Genomic DNA, 17214 nt, shown 5'->3' with positions numbered 1-17214 from the left:
TTATGAAAACTTTCGAGATTTCGGAAAGTAATCTCAAAAATTGTAATGAAGAGATAGAAACTGCAAAGAAAATGATATTGGGTGGAAAAATTATTCTCTGCGGGACTGACACTCTTTACGGCCTATCTACAAATGCGTTAGATAAAAAAGCAATCGAAAGAATTTATTCAATAAAAGAACGGGATCCAAACAAGCCGATTTCGATAAGTCTCGGCGAAAAAAAGCAGATCGAAAATTACGTTTATGTGGGCGAAACTGCAAAGAAAATAATTGAAAAATTCATGCCTGGTCCAATTACTGTTATTTTAAAGAAAAAGGATATCATTCCCGATATTTTGGGAAAAGATGATGTGGGAGTTAGAATTCCAGATAACGACGTTATAAGAAAGATTGCAATTGTTCCATTGACCACAACAAGTGCAAATATCAGCGGAAAAACTGCTCCAATATCTCTTGAAGAAGTTGATTCAGTAATAAAAGAAAAAGTAGATTTAATAATTGATACAGGCCCATCTAAATACAAAGTGCAGTCAACGATTGTAAAAGTGATTGGTGGCAAAATAGAATTGATACGGGAAGGCAAAATCCCATTTGAAGAGATTTTAAAATCAGTAAAATGAATAATTTTTTCATCTTTTTAAATTTAAAATTTCAATCAAAAGTTAATAAAAATTAAAAAAATCAGTTATATTTTATCTTTTTCCAAGTTCTTCGACCATTAAAAGGGCGCAGTAGTCTCCGCAGACACTGCAAGCTTTTTCATCTTTTGAAGGGATTTCTTCTCTCATTTTTCCTGGTTTATCGCTGTCAAGCGCGATTTCAAACTGTTTTTCCCAGTCATGTTTCATTCTTGCATCAGCCATCTCTTTTTCAAGTTTCCAAGCGATTGAATGTCCTTTTGCAACGTCTGCAGCTTGAGCGGCAATTTTTGATGCAATTAATCCTTCTTTTACATCATCTTCTTTCATGAGTCTTACGTGTTCAGCAGGAGTAACATAACACAAGAAATTTGCTCCACTGACTGCTGCAAGGGTTCCCCCAATTGCTGCTGTGATGTGGTCGTATCCTGGAGCTAAATCGGTTACAATTGGGCCTAAAACGTAGAATGGCGCATTTTTACAGAGTGTTTTCTGGATTTTCATATTTGCCTCAATATTGTTGTATGGAACGTGGCCAGGTCCTTCAACCATTACCTGAACTCCTTTTTCTCTACATTTATCTACAAGTTCCCCTAAAGTAATTAATTCTTGGATTTGCGCCCTATCAGTGTTGTCCTGTAAGCATCCGGGTCTCATTCCATCTCCAAGGCTCAAAGTTACGTCATGTTCTTTTAAAAGTTCGAGTAAATAGTCAAATTCTTTGTAAAGTGGGTTTTCCTTGTCGTGGTACATGATGTATGCAGTTAAAAATGCACCGCCCCTGCTTACGACACCCATTTTTCTTGGATCGTTATTTAAAGCGCTGACAGTTTGCTTTGTAATTCCACAGTGTAGTGTCATAAAGTCAACGCCTTCTTTTGCCTGCCTTTCAATTACGTTAAATATCAAATCTTCGTCCATATCGATAACTCTTCCGTACTTTGCTTTTGCATCGGCACCGACTTCGTAAATTGGAACGGTTCCTATTGGAAGATTCGTGTTTTTAATAATCTCTTTTCTAATTTCTGGAAGGTTTCCGCCGGTACTTAAATCCATAATTGCATCGGCACCGTATTTATTTGAAATTTCAACTTTTTTAAGTTCGCAAGCGATATCAATAAAATCTGGTGAAGTTCCAAGATTTACATTAACTTTGGTTCTTAAATTATCGCCAATTCCAACTGGTTTCGTGTTTCTGTTTACGTTTTTAGGAATTACGACGTATCCTTTCGCAATCAGGTTTTTGAATGTTTCAACATCCATTCCTTCTTCTTTTGCTACGAACTTCATCTCTTCGGTAGTTATTCCGGATTTTGCGTCAGTCATCTGGGTCATAATATCACTTTTATCGCTTTAATTAAATAGTATACAAGCATCTGTATTAGTATGTAGTGATTATTTAAATAAATATTCGAAGTGGTATTATGTGGGATTTAGAGACAGATTGGGTCTTAAACGAGATAAAAACAAGAAATGCGAGAAAAGTAGTATTACAAGCACCTGAAGGACTTAAAAGGGCCGTTGAAAAGGAAATAGAATTTTTAAAAACGAAATTTGATGCAGAACTCATGATATGGGGCGAAACATGTTTTGGTGCGTGTGATCTGTGCGATGAAGAAGTTAAAATTTTAGGAACAGATTTAATTATTCATTACGGGCACGAAGAACTTTCATACGTTCATTCAGAAATTCCTGTAGTATTCGTTCACGCTTATTTTAAAGAAAACGAGTATTTTTTAGAAGATGTCGAAAACATCCTTGAAAAAATGGAAAATCCAACAGTTACAACGACTATTCAGTTTAAAAAAGCGCTTTCAAAATTTAATCCTGTTGTAATTTTAGGATGCAGGGCTCCGGTTGAAAATGCAGAAAACGTAATATTTGTTGGAACTGGAAGGTTTCACCCGTTAATGATGGCGTATAAACTTAAAAAAACTGTTAAAATTTATAATCCGATTACGAGAGAAATTTCTGAAATAAGTGACGAAGAGATAAAAAAATTGATAAAATTAAGGATTGGCAGAGTTTCAAAGTTATTATTAAATCCGCCTAAAAAAATCGGTGTAGTTTTATCAACGAAAAAAGGTCAGTGCAGATTAAAGTCATTTGAAAATGTAATTGAACTTTTAAAGAAAAATAACATTGAATACATTCCAATAATTTTAAATAACCTATCTCAAAGCTATTTATTTTACAAAGTCGATGCATACGTGATCTGTGCATGTCCGAGGATAGTAATGGATGACTACCAAAATTATGAAAGCACGTTAATTACTCCAGAAGAGCTCAGAATGTATCTTTCAAATGATTTCGAGTACAAATTTGATGAAATTTTGGAGAATAATTTCTACTAAATTTTTTAATTTTAAATTTACCGATAAACGAAAAGCATATATATTAGATCAGTATAGGTATAGATGCAAGCAATATGACTCATTGGAGGGATTGCCAAGCCTGGTCAAAGGCGTCGGACTTAAGATCCGATCCGGTAGCGGTTCGAGGGTTCAAATCCCTTTCCCTCCACTTTTTTTAAAATCAACTTCAAAACGAACGTCTTTTTTGATATAGTTATTATCGGACTGGTATTTCATGTCTTTATCTCGATGATCCGTCGTTTTTGATATTTATTTTTTGAAAATTATGCTGTCGTACCTAAAAATTGCGGTGGGATATGCATCGGACTAAGTCCGATATTCTAAAACTAAGCTCAAACGTGTCGTATTTTTTCAGTATGTCGGACTTTTCGATTAAATATTATTTAAAAAAAATTAATGTATCTTTCAAAATTTTAATCACCAGATATTCGATATATATCTATTAAAAACATCTTTTCTATCTTTTCCGTGACCGAGTTGTACAGATACTTCCTCACAGGCTTCTTTTATTGTTTTTCCCTCATTTCGAAGTTTATCATACAGCTTCTGCGCCCATAGTTTACGTATTGCATGAATGGACGTTTTTGCATCTTTGTAGTCATTTATTCTGTAAAACTTAAAAACCCGATATACAAATCTGTTGACTGAATCATTCCGCAAGGGGCAAATTCGCTGATTTTCGCCAAATTCATTTTTAACATTCGATAAAAATGGAACCAGTTCTTTTGGAATTGGAATATTTCTGCTTCTCCCACCTTTTGATTTATGAATGTGCAGTTTTAAATTATCCAAATCAATATCTTTACCCATTAGTTTCGTAACTTCCGAAACCCGTAAACCAAACGCTAATGCGAATCTAACCCCGATCGCAGCTTGTGAGTCACTATTTTTACAGTAATTTAGCAAAAGTTCTGCATGTTCTTCTGTCATCATGAGGTTCCTTTTTGATTTTCCGACTTTCGAAAGAGGAATCACCACATCTGAAACCCGTAGTGAACAGGATTGAAATGCATGGTTTACACACTTTGAAATTTTTATAAATCTAGTTCTGTAGTTATAAAGTGTTTCAGTAGTACATGCCGAGGCTTTAAAATTTAAAAATTCTTGAACATGTAATTCGTTAATATCTTTTATTTGCTTAATCTCGGCATGATTTTTATTTAAAAATTTACAAAAACTCGCTGACAAGTCCATAAGGTTATTTTTTTCGGAATATGAATAAATTCTCCACGAATTATCGTTTTCAGCATCTTTTTTAAGCGAATGTTTGTCGACACCTTCTTTAAACGAACGGTCAACGATCGCATATTTGAATTGCTCTTTCAGTGATCTTATTCTATTTCTAGCCATTAAAATTTCCCTTAACTGTAAAAAATATAAGTTTGGCGAAGCCTTGTGCCCGTAGGGCAGGAGGAAGAGCGTAGCTCTGACGACCCTTTCTAAACCGTGGCAGCGTAGCTGACACATTATCCATTTGCTGCGATAGCAACCATATGTTTTAAGAAAGCGGTAGCTTTCGTGATAATATAATTTCATAAAAAAACCTCTAATAATTTTTTCTAAAGGCGGCCGCAATAGCGGCCGCCATATTAGGATCGGGCCAGGATCACTCCGGGGATCCGTTACCTCTTCGGCATTAACCGTAATAAAAACTCGTTACGCTTCGCTACACTCGTTTTTCTTCCGTTAATGCCGACAATCGACACAATAATATTTTAAGTTAAGTTAGTTCAGTCCAGATAGGCCACAATCCCTATAACGGGCAGGCTAAAAGAATAAGTCTCAAAATCAAGCATGTTTTGAAAAACTTGCGCCAACAAGGGCTAATTTTAATATTAGTTAGTATTTTGTTTTTTAAAGTTACTTTTGATTGTTAATTTAAAAATTACAATGCCTCCATTTTTTTCTATATTTAACCATCTATTGATAATCTATTTTTCAAACTAAATTCACCTCCATTTCATTGTTTTCACGAAACACATTTTCATATGCTATATTTTTATTTCAGATCCAATTGTTAACCCATACAACAAATCTCCAGTTATTAAACTCAAGATTGTTAAAATATCAAATATTGATTCTTCATTTCTCATTTGAGATCACCTACAAAGTTTTTACAAATTTTTCTATCACTTATATAGTATATATATCAAGCTAGCCTTTCCAAGATCTAATTTCAGAAAAAAAGTTAAATTTACGTATTAAAAATTTAAAATTCAATAAAAAAATGCAAAAAAAATAAATGGATTTTAACAATTATTTAAAAAAATGAAATAATTTTTGAAAATCGTAAAATAAGTTATTTTTTAGAATATTTTTCATCAATTTTTATCAAGTCGTATATTACATTCAGAACATCAACACCTTTTTCAGTTATTTCGTAATAAACCTTATCTGTTCTTTTCGACCCTTCTTCAATTCTATTCACCAAATGAGATTCTAATAGGTCATTTAGTGCCCTTGAAGCGGTGGATGTGTTTGCATCGATGTCTTTTACAATCTGATTAAAATGAAGTTTCCCTGATTTTTTAAGAGTTTCTAAAATTTCAACAGATTTGCTTCGATTAAGTGCTTTTATCGTTTCCATAATATCTCCTGTTACTAGTTACACTTGTGGACTAAACTATATAATATCTTTTTCCAAAAATGAAAGTTATCCTATTACTGTTTCTACATACACTTATGGATAAGTTTATATAGGGCCTGCGGCACAGATATACTTACACATATGTAACTACAATCACTATCGTATAAGTTATAATAATGGGGGTGATATTCTCATGAATCCAAACTCAAAAGAACCATAATTTTTAGGTAATTCTTCCAAAAAGCTAAAAACAAACGAGGTAACCCTTATGCAAAATATACAAAACCCACGTGAACTTCACATGAAAATCATGCAAAATGTAAAAATATGCGACTATTTAGATTCAACCCTTCAAGCGATTCATGTATTGAGGGCAGGTATTAAAAATTTAAAAGATATTCCTGAAACATCAAATCTCGAAGGAATGGGAATATACTTCTTAATTGGGGATTCTGATGAACTTGAACGACCTGAAATATACATTGGAGAATCTGAAAATGTTTTAAAGAGAATAACTGAGCATACGGACAATTTCGATTGGAATTCGTGCATATGCATAGTCTCTTTAAAAAATTATTTCAACAAAGCATTTATAAAATATCTTGAAACGAGGTTCATTTTAAAAGCAAACTTATCAAATTGCCGGGTTAGGAATAAAAATACGAGTCAGAATACGGATCTCGAATATGGGAAAATTACACTTGAAAGGGTAATTCCCGATATTGAAGGATATCTATCAACCCTGGGTTTTACGAGTTTTGAAAAAACTGAAGATTCGAGCGATCCCATTTTCCAATGTAGTATTGGGAACGAGGTTGCATACGGAAAATATCAAAACGGAAAATTCACAGTATTAAAAAATTCAAATGCTAGATATGATGAGTCATCAAGCATGTCACTACATAATAGCCTACTGAAAAAAGTGCTTGTAGATTCAGGGATTTTAAAAAATTTGGGTGGCAATTCTTACATATTCACCGAGGATTATGCATTCAATTCACCAAGTTCAGCTGCATGTATTGTCAAAGGACAAAATATAAGCGGGTGGCTGGTTTGGAAAACAATGGATGGTAGATTACTAAAAGATGTTTATTAAAAAAGTACATTTTTAAGTGTAATTGTAAAAATGAATACTTGTATTTAATTACCTACCTATGTAGCTGCCTATAATATTGCCGGTTTAAAATGGGTTAAATATTAAATAGGAGGTTTATGAGCCAAACCACCTACCTAAAAATTATATATGGCAGGAAAAACAATGTATATAATCCGGTCAAAAATTTTTTAACGAAATGGCCAGGTAATTAGGGGGTGTTTGTCAAAGGGTGCATAAAAAAATGCAATTAGGAATTATTAGTCCGATTTTTGAATATTTAAAATAAATTTATTAACCTACAAATGTCGTAATTAGTAAGAATAATGAGGCGGTTGGAATGTCGATTTTAAAAAAGTTGAGAGTATTAAAAACAAATAACAAAGAAAATGAATTATGTCCTGAATTTAAAAAATATTTAGTTGAGTATGAGGAGGCAAGGGATGAAGATAATAAGCAAATCTCTACAATAAGAGACAATTTAGCAAGTCTCGGGGTGTTTTTAATGTTCTGCCAAAACAACAATCTGCACCCACAAGACTTCACGAAACGAGAATTTAAAGCCTTTTTCAAATACTTAGATAAGCAAAGAAACTGCGGCGTAAAGACTCGAAAGAAATATCTTCATATGCTCTCAACATTCTATTATATTCAGGGGTACAAAAATCTTTTTGAATACCAACTTGATAGTAGGAAAACAAGGAGATATTCAAACTTACCTGAAATACATTATAGTAAAATTACTCCAGATGAGTATGATTTAATTAGGGATAAATTATTCGAAAAAATTGATTATAAAAAAGAAGACCCATATGCAGGTTCATCTAATTTTTCACGCATTAGGGATCTTATCGCAATAGAAACCCTTTGGGAAACGGGCTGTCGAAAATCGGAAGTATTGAATCTTAAATACATAGATTTCAACAAGTCAAAGAAAACCTTTACGATCGTGGAAACTAAAAATTATACTGAGAGAGAAGTTCCTTTTTCAGACGAACTCGCAGTAGCTTTGCAAGAGCACATGTCTAAGAATAAGTTAACTGGTTTGGATGATTATATCTTCCAAAATACACAAGACCCTAAAAAACCAATTCCCTCAAGACATCTTTCAAAAATATTTAAAGAAGTAGTAGATGAACTAAGAAAAGAATCTAAAATTGAAGGAAGAAGGGTAGTACTACATTCATTACGACACGCAAGGATAGTTTTATTTTTAAAAGAAGGAATGCCTATCCATGAAGTTCAACGGATTGCAGGGCATGATTCAATAAATACAACGATTGGATATGCACACATGAAGGAAATGGACCATACAATAATTCCAAAAGCTAAGGAAATCCTGAATCAATCAAATAAAAAACGATAATTACTATCTTTTTTCTATTTTTTCAATTAAATTTCAAAACACATTATTTTGATATTTAATTTACAAAATATGGTATCGAAATTGTTTTTAATCTGGTTTTCAAATTTAATTTAAATGTTATTTTGATTAGATATTGGACATTTGGGCCCATGAAAGAGGAAAAATAAATTGGCGGTGTGAAAAATGGGGGATAAGTAATACGTGAAGTTGTGAACGATTTAATAATTATGATCCAAAATTAATAATAAAAAATTTGGAGTTTTTAGAGTTGGCCGGAAAACTCAATGTTTCGGGTGAATTAATTCAAACGGATATAAATAGAAATTGCTATTATAATTTTGGAATCGATATTAAAATTATTAAAAAAGGAATAAAAACACACGAAGATTCCAAAAAAGATTGGTGGAAAGACTTATCCCATACATAAAAAAATGATAATTAGACAGTTCGAACAATTATTTTTTCGACACGATCTGTTTTCGCAATCGTAATTTCCATAATATCGCTTTATTTTTCAATTAAATATTAAAAGCCTTTTCAAACTCCTTTTCAGTCCACAAATCCACGGCTTTACTAAGCATATCTTTCCAAGTTTTAAATTTAGAATTTTCTGAAACATAATCATTTCAAATACCCATATATCAACTAAAACTACATTAAATAACAAAATCTTCTTTTATCACTAAACTCTTTTAAATTATTTTAATGAATAAAGAAACTAAAATCGATTAATTACTCGAATCTTCGAAAATTGATTGAAGATAAACTGTTTTATCAAAATTAAAAAAGAAAAATATTATTCTATCGAATCGAGTTCTAATTGAAATTTTAAAGATTCCATAATACTGTTTTGAATATTGGGATTTGTTATGGCTCCTATTTTATTACTAATGCGACTTTTGTCAACAGTCCGTATCTGGTGACAAAGTGCAATGGATTCATTTTTAAGTCCGGTATTTTCAATTGGAACCAAAGTTTCATTTGGATAAATAATTCTTCCATTTTTATGGGTGGTTATAGGAATTATGTTTAAAACAGGTAAGATTTCGTTTAATTCAGTTCTACTTATTATAATTGCAGGTCTCTTTTTACCCTGTTCAGAACCAACGACTGGTTCTAAATCTACCCAGTAAATACTCCATCTATTAAACAAATTACCAACCTGTTGAATCTACATATTTATATTCTTCGTTAATTTCTGAAATATCATTTAAATACATTTTATCTTTTGCAGCCATTTTCATTAATTCTAATTTCTGAGACAATGTTAATTCAGATGGATTTGCAGTAATAACTATCTCTATTTCTTCATTCTCTTTTAAGAATTCTGGAATTTCTATCGTAACCCTATGGTTTCTAGGGATTCTTATCTTTTGGACTGTTTTAAACATATTTACCACTTGAATTATTTTTAATTCACTTTAACATCTCTATGTATATTCTGTTATAAAATATTTAACAATTGATCATGTTTCAAGTTCATTACCTCTATATGGGCAAGTAACTGGTTTTAAAATATTTTATTTTTGAATTACCAGATATATATTCATGTAAATTATAAATCATTATTTTATACGTAAATACTTTTTCAAATTTGTTTTAATTTTTTAAAAACATTCAAAATCACAGGATCGGACATTCTTACCGTATCGGACTAGGTCCGATCTGCTATTTAAATGTCAATTTGCCGAGTTTTATCAAAAATTGATAATATCGATTAAAAAATTGTTATTTTTTGCAAATCTCAAAAATACGGACTCCGATCAGGCAAATATTCCTTAAGATCCGATCCGGTAGCGGTTCGAGGGTTCAAATCCCTTTCCCTCCACTTTTTCAAATAACGCGCTCTTTTTTGGTTTCTTTCAAGACCGTGGGTTTTTAACAAGATTTAGCTTTTTTCGAGTATTTTACATCCAAAGGACCCGAAAAAGTTCCTCAAACTATATCGGATTTTTACCAATGGCACCGATTTTGATGGTTTTTCACTAGTCCGATATATCGAGTATATTTTTAAGAATTTAAAAACGGTTTTTTCGGTAAGTTTAGCATTATAGATACAATATACGGAACGCCATTAATTTTATAATATTTTAAATCGATTTTTTCAGAGTTATTTCCAATTAGTTCAAGATAAACAACTTAAAAATTAATCAAGACAACCTGATCAGACTTTTTTGAATATGGCTGCCGTAAAATCTATTTTAAATTTATAAATTATAATTTACTATTGGTAAATTTAACTAGAAAATGATATATATTATAAAACGGTCAATTTTAGATGTAATTATTATAAAAGAATTAATTAATCGAGTGGAGGTATGGTTAAATCGGGAGTGTTTATGTTAAATTAACTATAATTGCAAATAAAAGGCAATTAGAAACGGATCGAATAAAACTTTTTTTAACCAGGATTAAATTCAAAAAATAGCTTTTAAAATTAATATTTAATGGCTAATAGCGATTTTAAAAATTCAAAAATAAGAACATTGTCTAATTGTTAAATCCCTATTTTAATTATCCAGCATATTTATTAAATTCAGGTGGACAAATGCGGTTTAAAAATATATTTTTGATATTACTAAGTATGCTGCTGTTATCCTCACTTACGGGAGTTTCAGCAGAAGAAATTGAATATAAATTTATTTCAAACACAACGAGTGACGCTACAGGTAATTTCAGTTTTAGCGACGTTCCAAACGGAAATTACACCCTTTCAGGAGTAATATGGAGTACCGCAATGGGTGGAATGTGGCTTACAAACGTTCAGGAAATAGAAATCGAGAACGGAGTTCCAGTCACTAACCTCTCAATGGCTATGAGATCGAACAGCAGTAACGATGCAGAAGCTATTTTAAGAATGCTTAACAGGACAGCGATATCTGGAGCTACTGTAAGTAAAACCGGAAGTGCAAAAGCTGGAACAACCCTTGTTTTGACTGATGAAAACGGAGATTTCGTAACAAACACAACGAGTGACGCTACAGGTAATTTCAGTTTTAGCGACGTTCCAAACGGAAATTACACCCTTTCAGGAGTAATATGGAGTACCGCAATGGGTGGAATGTGGCTTACAAACGTTCAGGAAATAGAAATCGAGAACGGAGTTCCAGTCACTAACCTCTCAATGGCTATGAGATCGAACAGCAGTAACGATGCAGAAGCTATTTTAAGAATGCTTAACAGGACAGCGATATCTGGAGCTACTGTAAGTAAAACCGGAAGTGCAAAAGCTGGAACAACCCTTGTTTTGACTAAAAAAATAATCGTTTCTACGGAAGATGAAGAAATTTCAGAACCTGTTGAAATTGGACTCGTAGCTGAAACTTGGTATAAATTTATTTCAAACACAACGAGTGACGCTACAGGTAATTTCAGTTTTAGCGACGTTCCAAACGGAAATTACACCCTTTCAGGAGTAATATGGAGTACCGCAATGGGTGGAATGTGGCTTACAAACGTTCAGGAAATAGAAATCGAGAACGGAGTTCCAGTCACTAACCTCTCAATGGCTATGAGATCGAACAGCAGTAACGATGCAGAAGCTATTTTAAGAATGCTTAACAGGACAGCGATATCTGGAGCTACTGTAAGTAAAACCGGAAGTGCAAAAGCTGGAACAACCCTTGTTTTGACTAAAAAAATAATCGTTTCTACGGAAGATGAAGAAATTTCAGAACCTGTTGAAATTGGACTCGTAGCTGAAACTTGGTATAAATTTATTTCAAACACAACGAGTGACGCTACAGGTAATTTCAGTTTTAGCGACGTTCCAAACGGAAATTACACCCTTTCAGGAGTAATATGGAGTACCGCAATGGGTGGAATGTGGCTTACAAACGTTCAGGAAATAGAAATCGAGAACGGAGTTCCAGTCACTAACCTCTCAATGGCTATGAGATCGAACAGCAGTAACGATGCAGAAGCTATTTTAAGAATGCTTAACAGGACAGCGATATCTGGAGCTACTGTAAGTAAAACCGGAAGTGCAAAAGCTGGAACAACCCTTGTTTTGACTGATGAAAACGGAGATTTCGTAACAAACACAACGAGTGACGCTACAGGTAATTTCAGTTTTAGCGACGTTCCAAACGGAAATTACACCCTTTCAGGAGTAATATGGAGTACCGCAATGGGTGGAATGTGGCTTACAAACGTTCAGGAAATAGAAATCGAGAACGGAGTTCCAGTCACTAACCTCTCAATGGCTATGAGATCGAACAGCAGTAACGATGCAGAAGCTATTTTAAGAATGCTTAACAGGACAGCGATATCTGGAGCTACTGTAAGTAAAACCGGAAGTGCAAAAGCTGGAACAACCCTTGTTTTGACTGATGAAAACGGAGATTTCGTAACAAACACAACGAGTGACGCTACAGGTAATTTCAGTTTTAGCGACGTTCCAAACGGAAATTACACCCTTTCAGGAGTAATATGGAGTACCGCAATGGGTGGAATGTGGCTTACAAACGTTCAGGAAATAGAAATCGAGAACGGAGTTCCAGTCACTAACCTCTCAATGGCTATGAGATCGAACAGCAGTAACGATGCAGAAGCTATTTTAAGAATGCTTAACAGGACAGCGATATCTGGAGCAACCGTGGACAAATATGTGGCTCCAAAAACGGGAGTAACACTTGTTTTAACTAAAAAAATGGTATCTTATGTTCCAGGCGAAGTTTCAAAATTGAATGTAGCCATTGTAACAGGATACACAAATTATGAAAAACAGCTTTCAATATCAACGAATAGGATAAATTCAAATTCTGATTTAAATCTTGTAGCTTCATACTATACGACTTCAAATTTATCCGAAGATATCGATCTCAGCCAGATGGATATTATCTATATAGTAATGGTTACACAGAGTGCAGAAGCAATTGAAGATACCGTGCAGGATGCAGTTGATAACGGAGCAGTTGTAATCGGTTCTAATACGTATTTACCTGAAAGTAATTATGATATTCCAGAAGAATATGCCGATATGGCAGAATTTAAAAAATATCTTTCAGAATATTGGTCTGGCGGAGCTTCAGATGATGAAAATTTCGACAATTTAATTTTCTATCTAGCAAAAGAATACTATAATCGTACAGACCTTACGGTAAAAGAGCCATCTGGACTTCAAAGAGCAATATACCATCCAAATATGACTTCAACACCGACAGAATTTTTCACTGCCGATGCTGGAGAATATTTTGCATGGTATTCAAACAGAACGGATGGACATTCCTTTGATGAAAATGCACCTACTGTAGGTATTGCGTTTTACACCTCGTATTACCCAAACGAAATGGACCCAATCGATAAATTGATAGCAGGATTTGAATCAAGAGGCGTAAACGTTATTGCCTGTTATGGGGACGCTGACAACCAGTTGGATGATTTCTTAAATTACAACAATGAAACAAAAGTAGACGCAGTAATTTCGTTCCTCTACCGTGGAACATACTTTGACTTAGAAGAACTCGGAGTACCGGTTATAGATGGGGTGTTAAATGGGTACATGAATACGAGCGAATGGATAGAAACAAGCAATCCATTACCTGTTACTAACATGCTTAGAATTTATCGGCCCGAATCAGAAGGTCTTATCGATCCTATCATGATAGCTGCCGAAGACACGGTTATCGAAGACAATGAAACCATTTCAAAATATATTGGTCACGATACTCAGATAGAATGGCTTATTAACCGAACGATTGCACAGTGCAACCTTGGAATTGAGCCTGAAAGTGACAAAAAGGTTGCAATAATATACTATAATCACGAAGGCGGGAAAAATAACATCGGAGCGTCGTATCTTGAAGTTGCACCAAGTATTGTAAATTTACTAAATGCAATGGATTCAGACGGTTATGATATTAATGAATCAATAATTCCAAATAAAACAGAACTCGTAGACTTAATGCTCCTTCAAGGTAGAAATATCGGAAGCTGGGCTCCAGGGGAACTTGAAAGTCTCGTTGAAACAGGCGAAGTTGAACTTATTCCTGAAGAAACGTACATTTCATGGTTTAACGAGTTACCCGAAGAAAGAAGAAGTGAAGTTGTAGAAACTTGGGGTGAAGCTCCGGGAGACTTAATGGTTTATGGAGCCACCAATGGATCAAAATATATCGTTATTCCTAAAATAAGCATTAGCGATAATGTAATCGTTGCACCACAGCCTTCACGTGGTTGGATGGACAGCTACGATACGCTATACCACGATACAGAGTTACCTCCAAATCACCAGTACATTGCATTCTATTTATGGCTCCAAAAAGAGTATGATGCAGATGTCATGGTAAATATGGGAAGACACGGTACCGTAGAATGGCTTCCTGGAAAAGAATTCTGTCTTTTAAGCGATGAATGGCCTGCCATAATGACCGGAGATATCCCGGTAGTTTATCCATATGTAATGGATGGAACAGGAGAGGGAATGCAGGCAAAACGAAGGGGAAATGCTGTTATAATTGACCACTTAATACCTCCAGTAATATCTGCAGGTCTTTATGGTAATTACAGTTTATTAAACAGTGAAATTTCGTCCTACCAGACATCCGTTACCGAATCAGAATCCCTTAAGCAGGCACAACTAGAAGAAATCGTAAACCTCACAATACAGCTTGATCTTGAAGATAGTGTAAATATGAGTCTTGCACAGAACGAAAGTACGATCGATGACTTTTTGGATGAGCTCGACGATGTGTTAAGAGAATTAAGAAGTCTTTCAATGCCATATGGATTACACGTCCTTGGTGAAGCGCCAAAAGGCGAAGAACTTGTCGGCATGGTAAATTCAATGCTTGGTAGTAGTTATTCTGAAAAAGTAGCAGTATATAATAATTCAGACTCTGCAGCAACTGATTTATTAACAAAAGTACTTTTAGAAAATGTTTCAGTAACTGAAGCACAAATGCAAGTGTTAGGAACTACTTCAGAAGATATTGGGGATGATTTACAGCTTGCAATTAATTATTCAGCACTGCTCTTAGAAGCGGATAATGAAATCGAACAGGTTTTAAAAGCCATGAATGGAGAATACATCGAGCCAGGTCTTGGTGGAGATCCAATTTTAAGGCCTGAAACACTTCCATCAGGCAGTAATTTCTATGCATTTGATGAACAGTTGGTTCCAACAAAACAAGCATGGGAAGAAGGTAAAGCACTCGTAGACGAGTGGCTTAGTGAATATTATGCCGAAAATGGAGAATGTCCAACTAAAGTAGCTTATATATTATGGGCCGGAGAATCCACACGTCACCAGGGCATAATGGAAGCACAAATTCTTTACATGCTTGGTGTACAGCCAGTATGGAATGAAAACAGTGGAAAAGTTACAGATGTTGAAATAATAAACAGTTCTGAACTTAATCGACCTCGTATCGACGTTGTTGTACAGACATCTGGCCTTTACAGGGACTCATTCCCTATGAAAGTTCAATTGATAGATAAGGCGGTTCGACTTGCATATGAAGAAGATGAGCCTGAAAATTATGTTAGAATCAATACTGACGAATTAAAAGAAGTATTGAATGAAACCATACAAAATGAAAGTCTTTCATTGGATATTGCACAGTTTAGAATTTTTGGACCTGCTGACGGAAACTATGGAACCGGAATGGCAAATGCAGTATCTTCAAGTGAAATATGGAATGATACGGATGCATTGGCAGAACTATATATAAACAGAATGAGTTATGTCTATGGCCAAAATATTTGGGGTCAGACGATTTCAGAGTATATTGAATTACAAACTGGCCAAAACATAGAAATTAACAGTACAATCTTATTTGAAAATAACCTAAATGATGTTGGAAATATTTTCCACAGTAGGAGTTCAAATACGTACGGATCATTAGATACAAATGATTTTTACCAGTATGTTGGAGGATTATCCAACGCAATAACTTACGAATCTGGTGAAGCTCCAAATGCTTATGTAGTGAATCTCCAGATTGCTGATGATCAAAAAATAGAGACATTAAAGGATTATATTGAAAATGAACTTTATGCAAGATACTATAATCCACTATGGATAACAGGAATGCAAGAAAGTGGTTTTGAAGGCGCAACAGAAATGGAAAGCTTCATCGAAAACCTCTGGGGATGGGAAGCTCTCACTTCAGGAGTTATAGATGATGACATGTGGAATAAAGCGTATGATACATATTTTGCAGATTCAGAACTTAGTGGATGGTTAAATGAAAACAATCCTTATGCATACCAATCAATGACTGCAAGGATGTTGGAAACTGCACGTAAAGGTTCTTGGGACGCTTCAGGTAAAGACGTGGAATTCCTAGCAAATGAATTCATTCAGTCAGTAGTTGACTATGGAGTTACCTGTTGTCACCACACATGTGGAAACTTAGAACTTAATGATTGGGCACTGGAACACTCTTCACTAGACGAAGAAACATTAAAAGAGTATGAAAAACTATACGAAGAAGCAACTCAAAAAGACATAGAACTTCCTTCAGAAACTGAAACTACAGAGACAAGTTCAAACTCTGAACCAGACACATACTCAAAAGTATATGCTGGAAATGAATCAGTAATCGAGGCAGTAAATGCAACAAATGCAACAGTACTCACAAACACTACGACGACCGAAGATGCAGCACAAAGTGCTGGTTCTGATGGGGGTAAAAGTAGTTCTGGAAGTTCAACTTCAAGTTCCGAATCTTCTTCATCTTCAACGTCAAAAACACAGAAAGCATATGAAGTTACAGTAAATAATGAACCAGAATCTTCTGAAACTTCTGGAACAACAGTTATTGCAATTATCGGTGCAGTGGGAATGACGAGTCTTGTCGGTGTTGGGTACTTTAAACAAAATCCGGATATATTTAAAAATATACTAAATGCTCTGAAACTTTTAAGAAGAAAATAAATATTTTCTTTTTTTTCTTTTTTTAAATAAAATTTTAATTAAAAAAACAGTTTTTTAGATTATTTTTTAAATTTAAACACATTAAATTCTCTTTTAAATTTTTATTCAACTTTATTTTATGGGCCCTAAATATAACTAGAAAATATTAAATATTACGAACACTTATTCAATTTTATTTGTAAAACAAAAAGTATCATGGCGGGAGTCTTTAATATCCCCTCCCAAAAAGCATATGAAGTTACAGTAAACAAATCCAAAACAGGTATCTGGAACA

Annotated in this window: 11 protein-coding genes and 1 tRNA gene; 7 read left to right on the top strand and 5 right to left on the bottom strand. The window is 34.1% G+C overall.

The features are described from left to right. Positions 1-2 precede the first annotated feature (2 nt). Entirely contained in the window at positions 3-620 is a 618-nt protein-coding gene (locus MMARC5_RS07565; protein WP_011869237.1) for an L-threonylcarbamoyladenylate synthase, read from the top strand. A gap of 72 nt (positions 621-692) precedes the next feature. On the opposite strand, the gene thiC is transcribed toward MMARC5_RS07565, so the two are convergent. After that, positions 693-1973 (bottom strand): phosphomethylpyrimidine synthase, encoded by a 1281-nt coding sequence (gene thiC / locus MMARC5_RS07560; protein WP_011869236.1) that lies wholly within the window; start codon positions 1971-1973, stop codon positions 693-695. Positions 1974-2062: 89 nt separating this feature from the next. On the opposite strand from thiC, the gene dph2 reads away from it, so the two are divergent. Together dph2 and MMARC5_RS07550 are read left to right on the top strand one after the other, a co-directional pair. Further along, positions 2063-2992, top strand: a complete 930-nt coding sequence (gene dph2 / locus MMARC5_RS07555) for a diphthamide biosynthesis enzyme Dph2 (protein ID WP_011869235.1) — start codon at positions 2063-2065, stop codon at positions 2990-2992. Positions 2993-3076: 84 nt separating this feature from the next. Next, positions 3077-3161, top strand: a tRNA-Leu gene (locus tag MMARC5_RS07550). A gap of 269 nt (positions 3162-3430) precedes the next feature. On the opposite strand, the gene MMARC5_RS07545 is transcribed toward MMARC5_RS07550, so the two are convergent. Together MMARC5_RS07545 and MMARC5_RS07540 are read right to left on the bottom strand one after the other, a co-directional pair. Continuing rightward, positions 3431-4549: a tyrosine-type recombinase/integrase gene (locus MMARC5_RS07545; protein ID WP_011869234.1), complete on the bottom strand. Its 1119-nt coding sequence runs from the start codon at positions 4547-4549 to the stop codon at positions 3431-3433. 763 nt (positions 4550-5312) lie between these two features. Beyond that, entirely contained in the window at positions 5313-5600 is a 288-nt protein-coding gene (locus MMARC5_RS07540) for a winged helix-turn-helix transcriptional regulator (protein WP_011869233.1), read from the bottom strand. A gap of 268 nt (positions 5601-5868) precedes the next feature. Here MMARC5_RS07540 and MMARC5_RS07535 point away from each other — a divergent pair, with 268 nt between their 5' ends. The 3 genes from MMARC5_RS07535 (at position 5869) to MMARC5_RS09700 (ending at position 8486) form a co-directional block, all read left to right on the top strand. After that, positions 5869-6696, top strand: coding sequence for a GIY-YIG nuclease family protein (locus MMARC5_RS07535; RefSeq protein WP_011869232.1), 828 nt, complete (start codon positions 5869-5871; stop codon positions 6694-6696). A 337-nt stretch (positions 6697-7033) separates the two neighbouring features. After that, the gene (locus MMARC5_RS09530; protein WP_011869231.1) at positions 7034-8059 is read left to right on the top strand and encodes a tyrosine-type recombinase/integrase; all 1026 of its coding nucleotides are present in this window, start codon (positions 7034-7036) and stop codon (positions 8057-8059) included. Between the two features lie 268 nt (positions 8060-8327). Then, the gene (locus MMARC5_RS09700) at positions 8328-8486 is read left to right on the top strand and encodes a hypothetical protein (protein ID WP_155810390.1); all 159 of its coding nucleotides are present in this window, start codon (positions 8328-8330) and stop codon (positions 8484-8486) included. A gap of 369 nt (positions 8487-8855) precedes the next feature. Here the strand turns inward: MMARC5_RS09700 and MMARC5_RS07525 are convergent, their stop codons facing one another. After that, entirely contained in the window at positions 8856-9212 is a 357-nt protein-coding gene (locus tag MMARC5_RS07525) for a type II toxin-antitoxin system PemK/MazF family toxin (RefSeq protein WP_011869230.1), read from the bottom strand. 1 nt (position 9213) lies between these two features. Further along, a complete protein-coding gene (locus MMARC5_RS07520) occupies positions 9214-9450 on the bottom strand; it encodes a hypothetical protein (protein ID WP_011869229.1) in 237 nt (78 codons plus the stop codon). Between the two features lie 1157 nt (positions 9451-10607). On the opposite strand from MMARC5_RS07520, the gene cobN reads away from it, so the two are divergent. Then, positions 10608-16940, top strand: coding sequence for a cobaltochelatase subunit CobN (gene cobN, locus MMARC5_RS07515; RefSeq protein ID WP_011869228.1), 6333 nt, complete (start codon positions 10608-10610; stop codon positions 16938-16940). Positions 16941-17214: the final 274 nt, after the last annotated feature.

Source organism: Methanococcus maripaludis C5, from assembly GCF_000016125.1.
Classification (GTDB): domain Archaea; phylum AGJL01; class Methanococci; order Methanococcales; family Methanococcaceae; genus Methanococcus; species Methanococcus maripaludis_D.
This window is presented reverse-complemented; position numbering and strand designations above follow the sequence as displayed.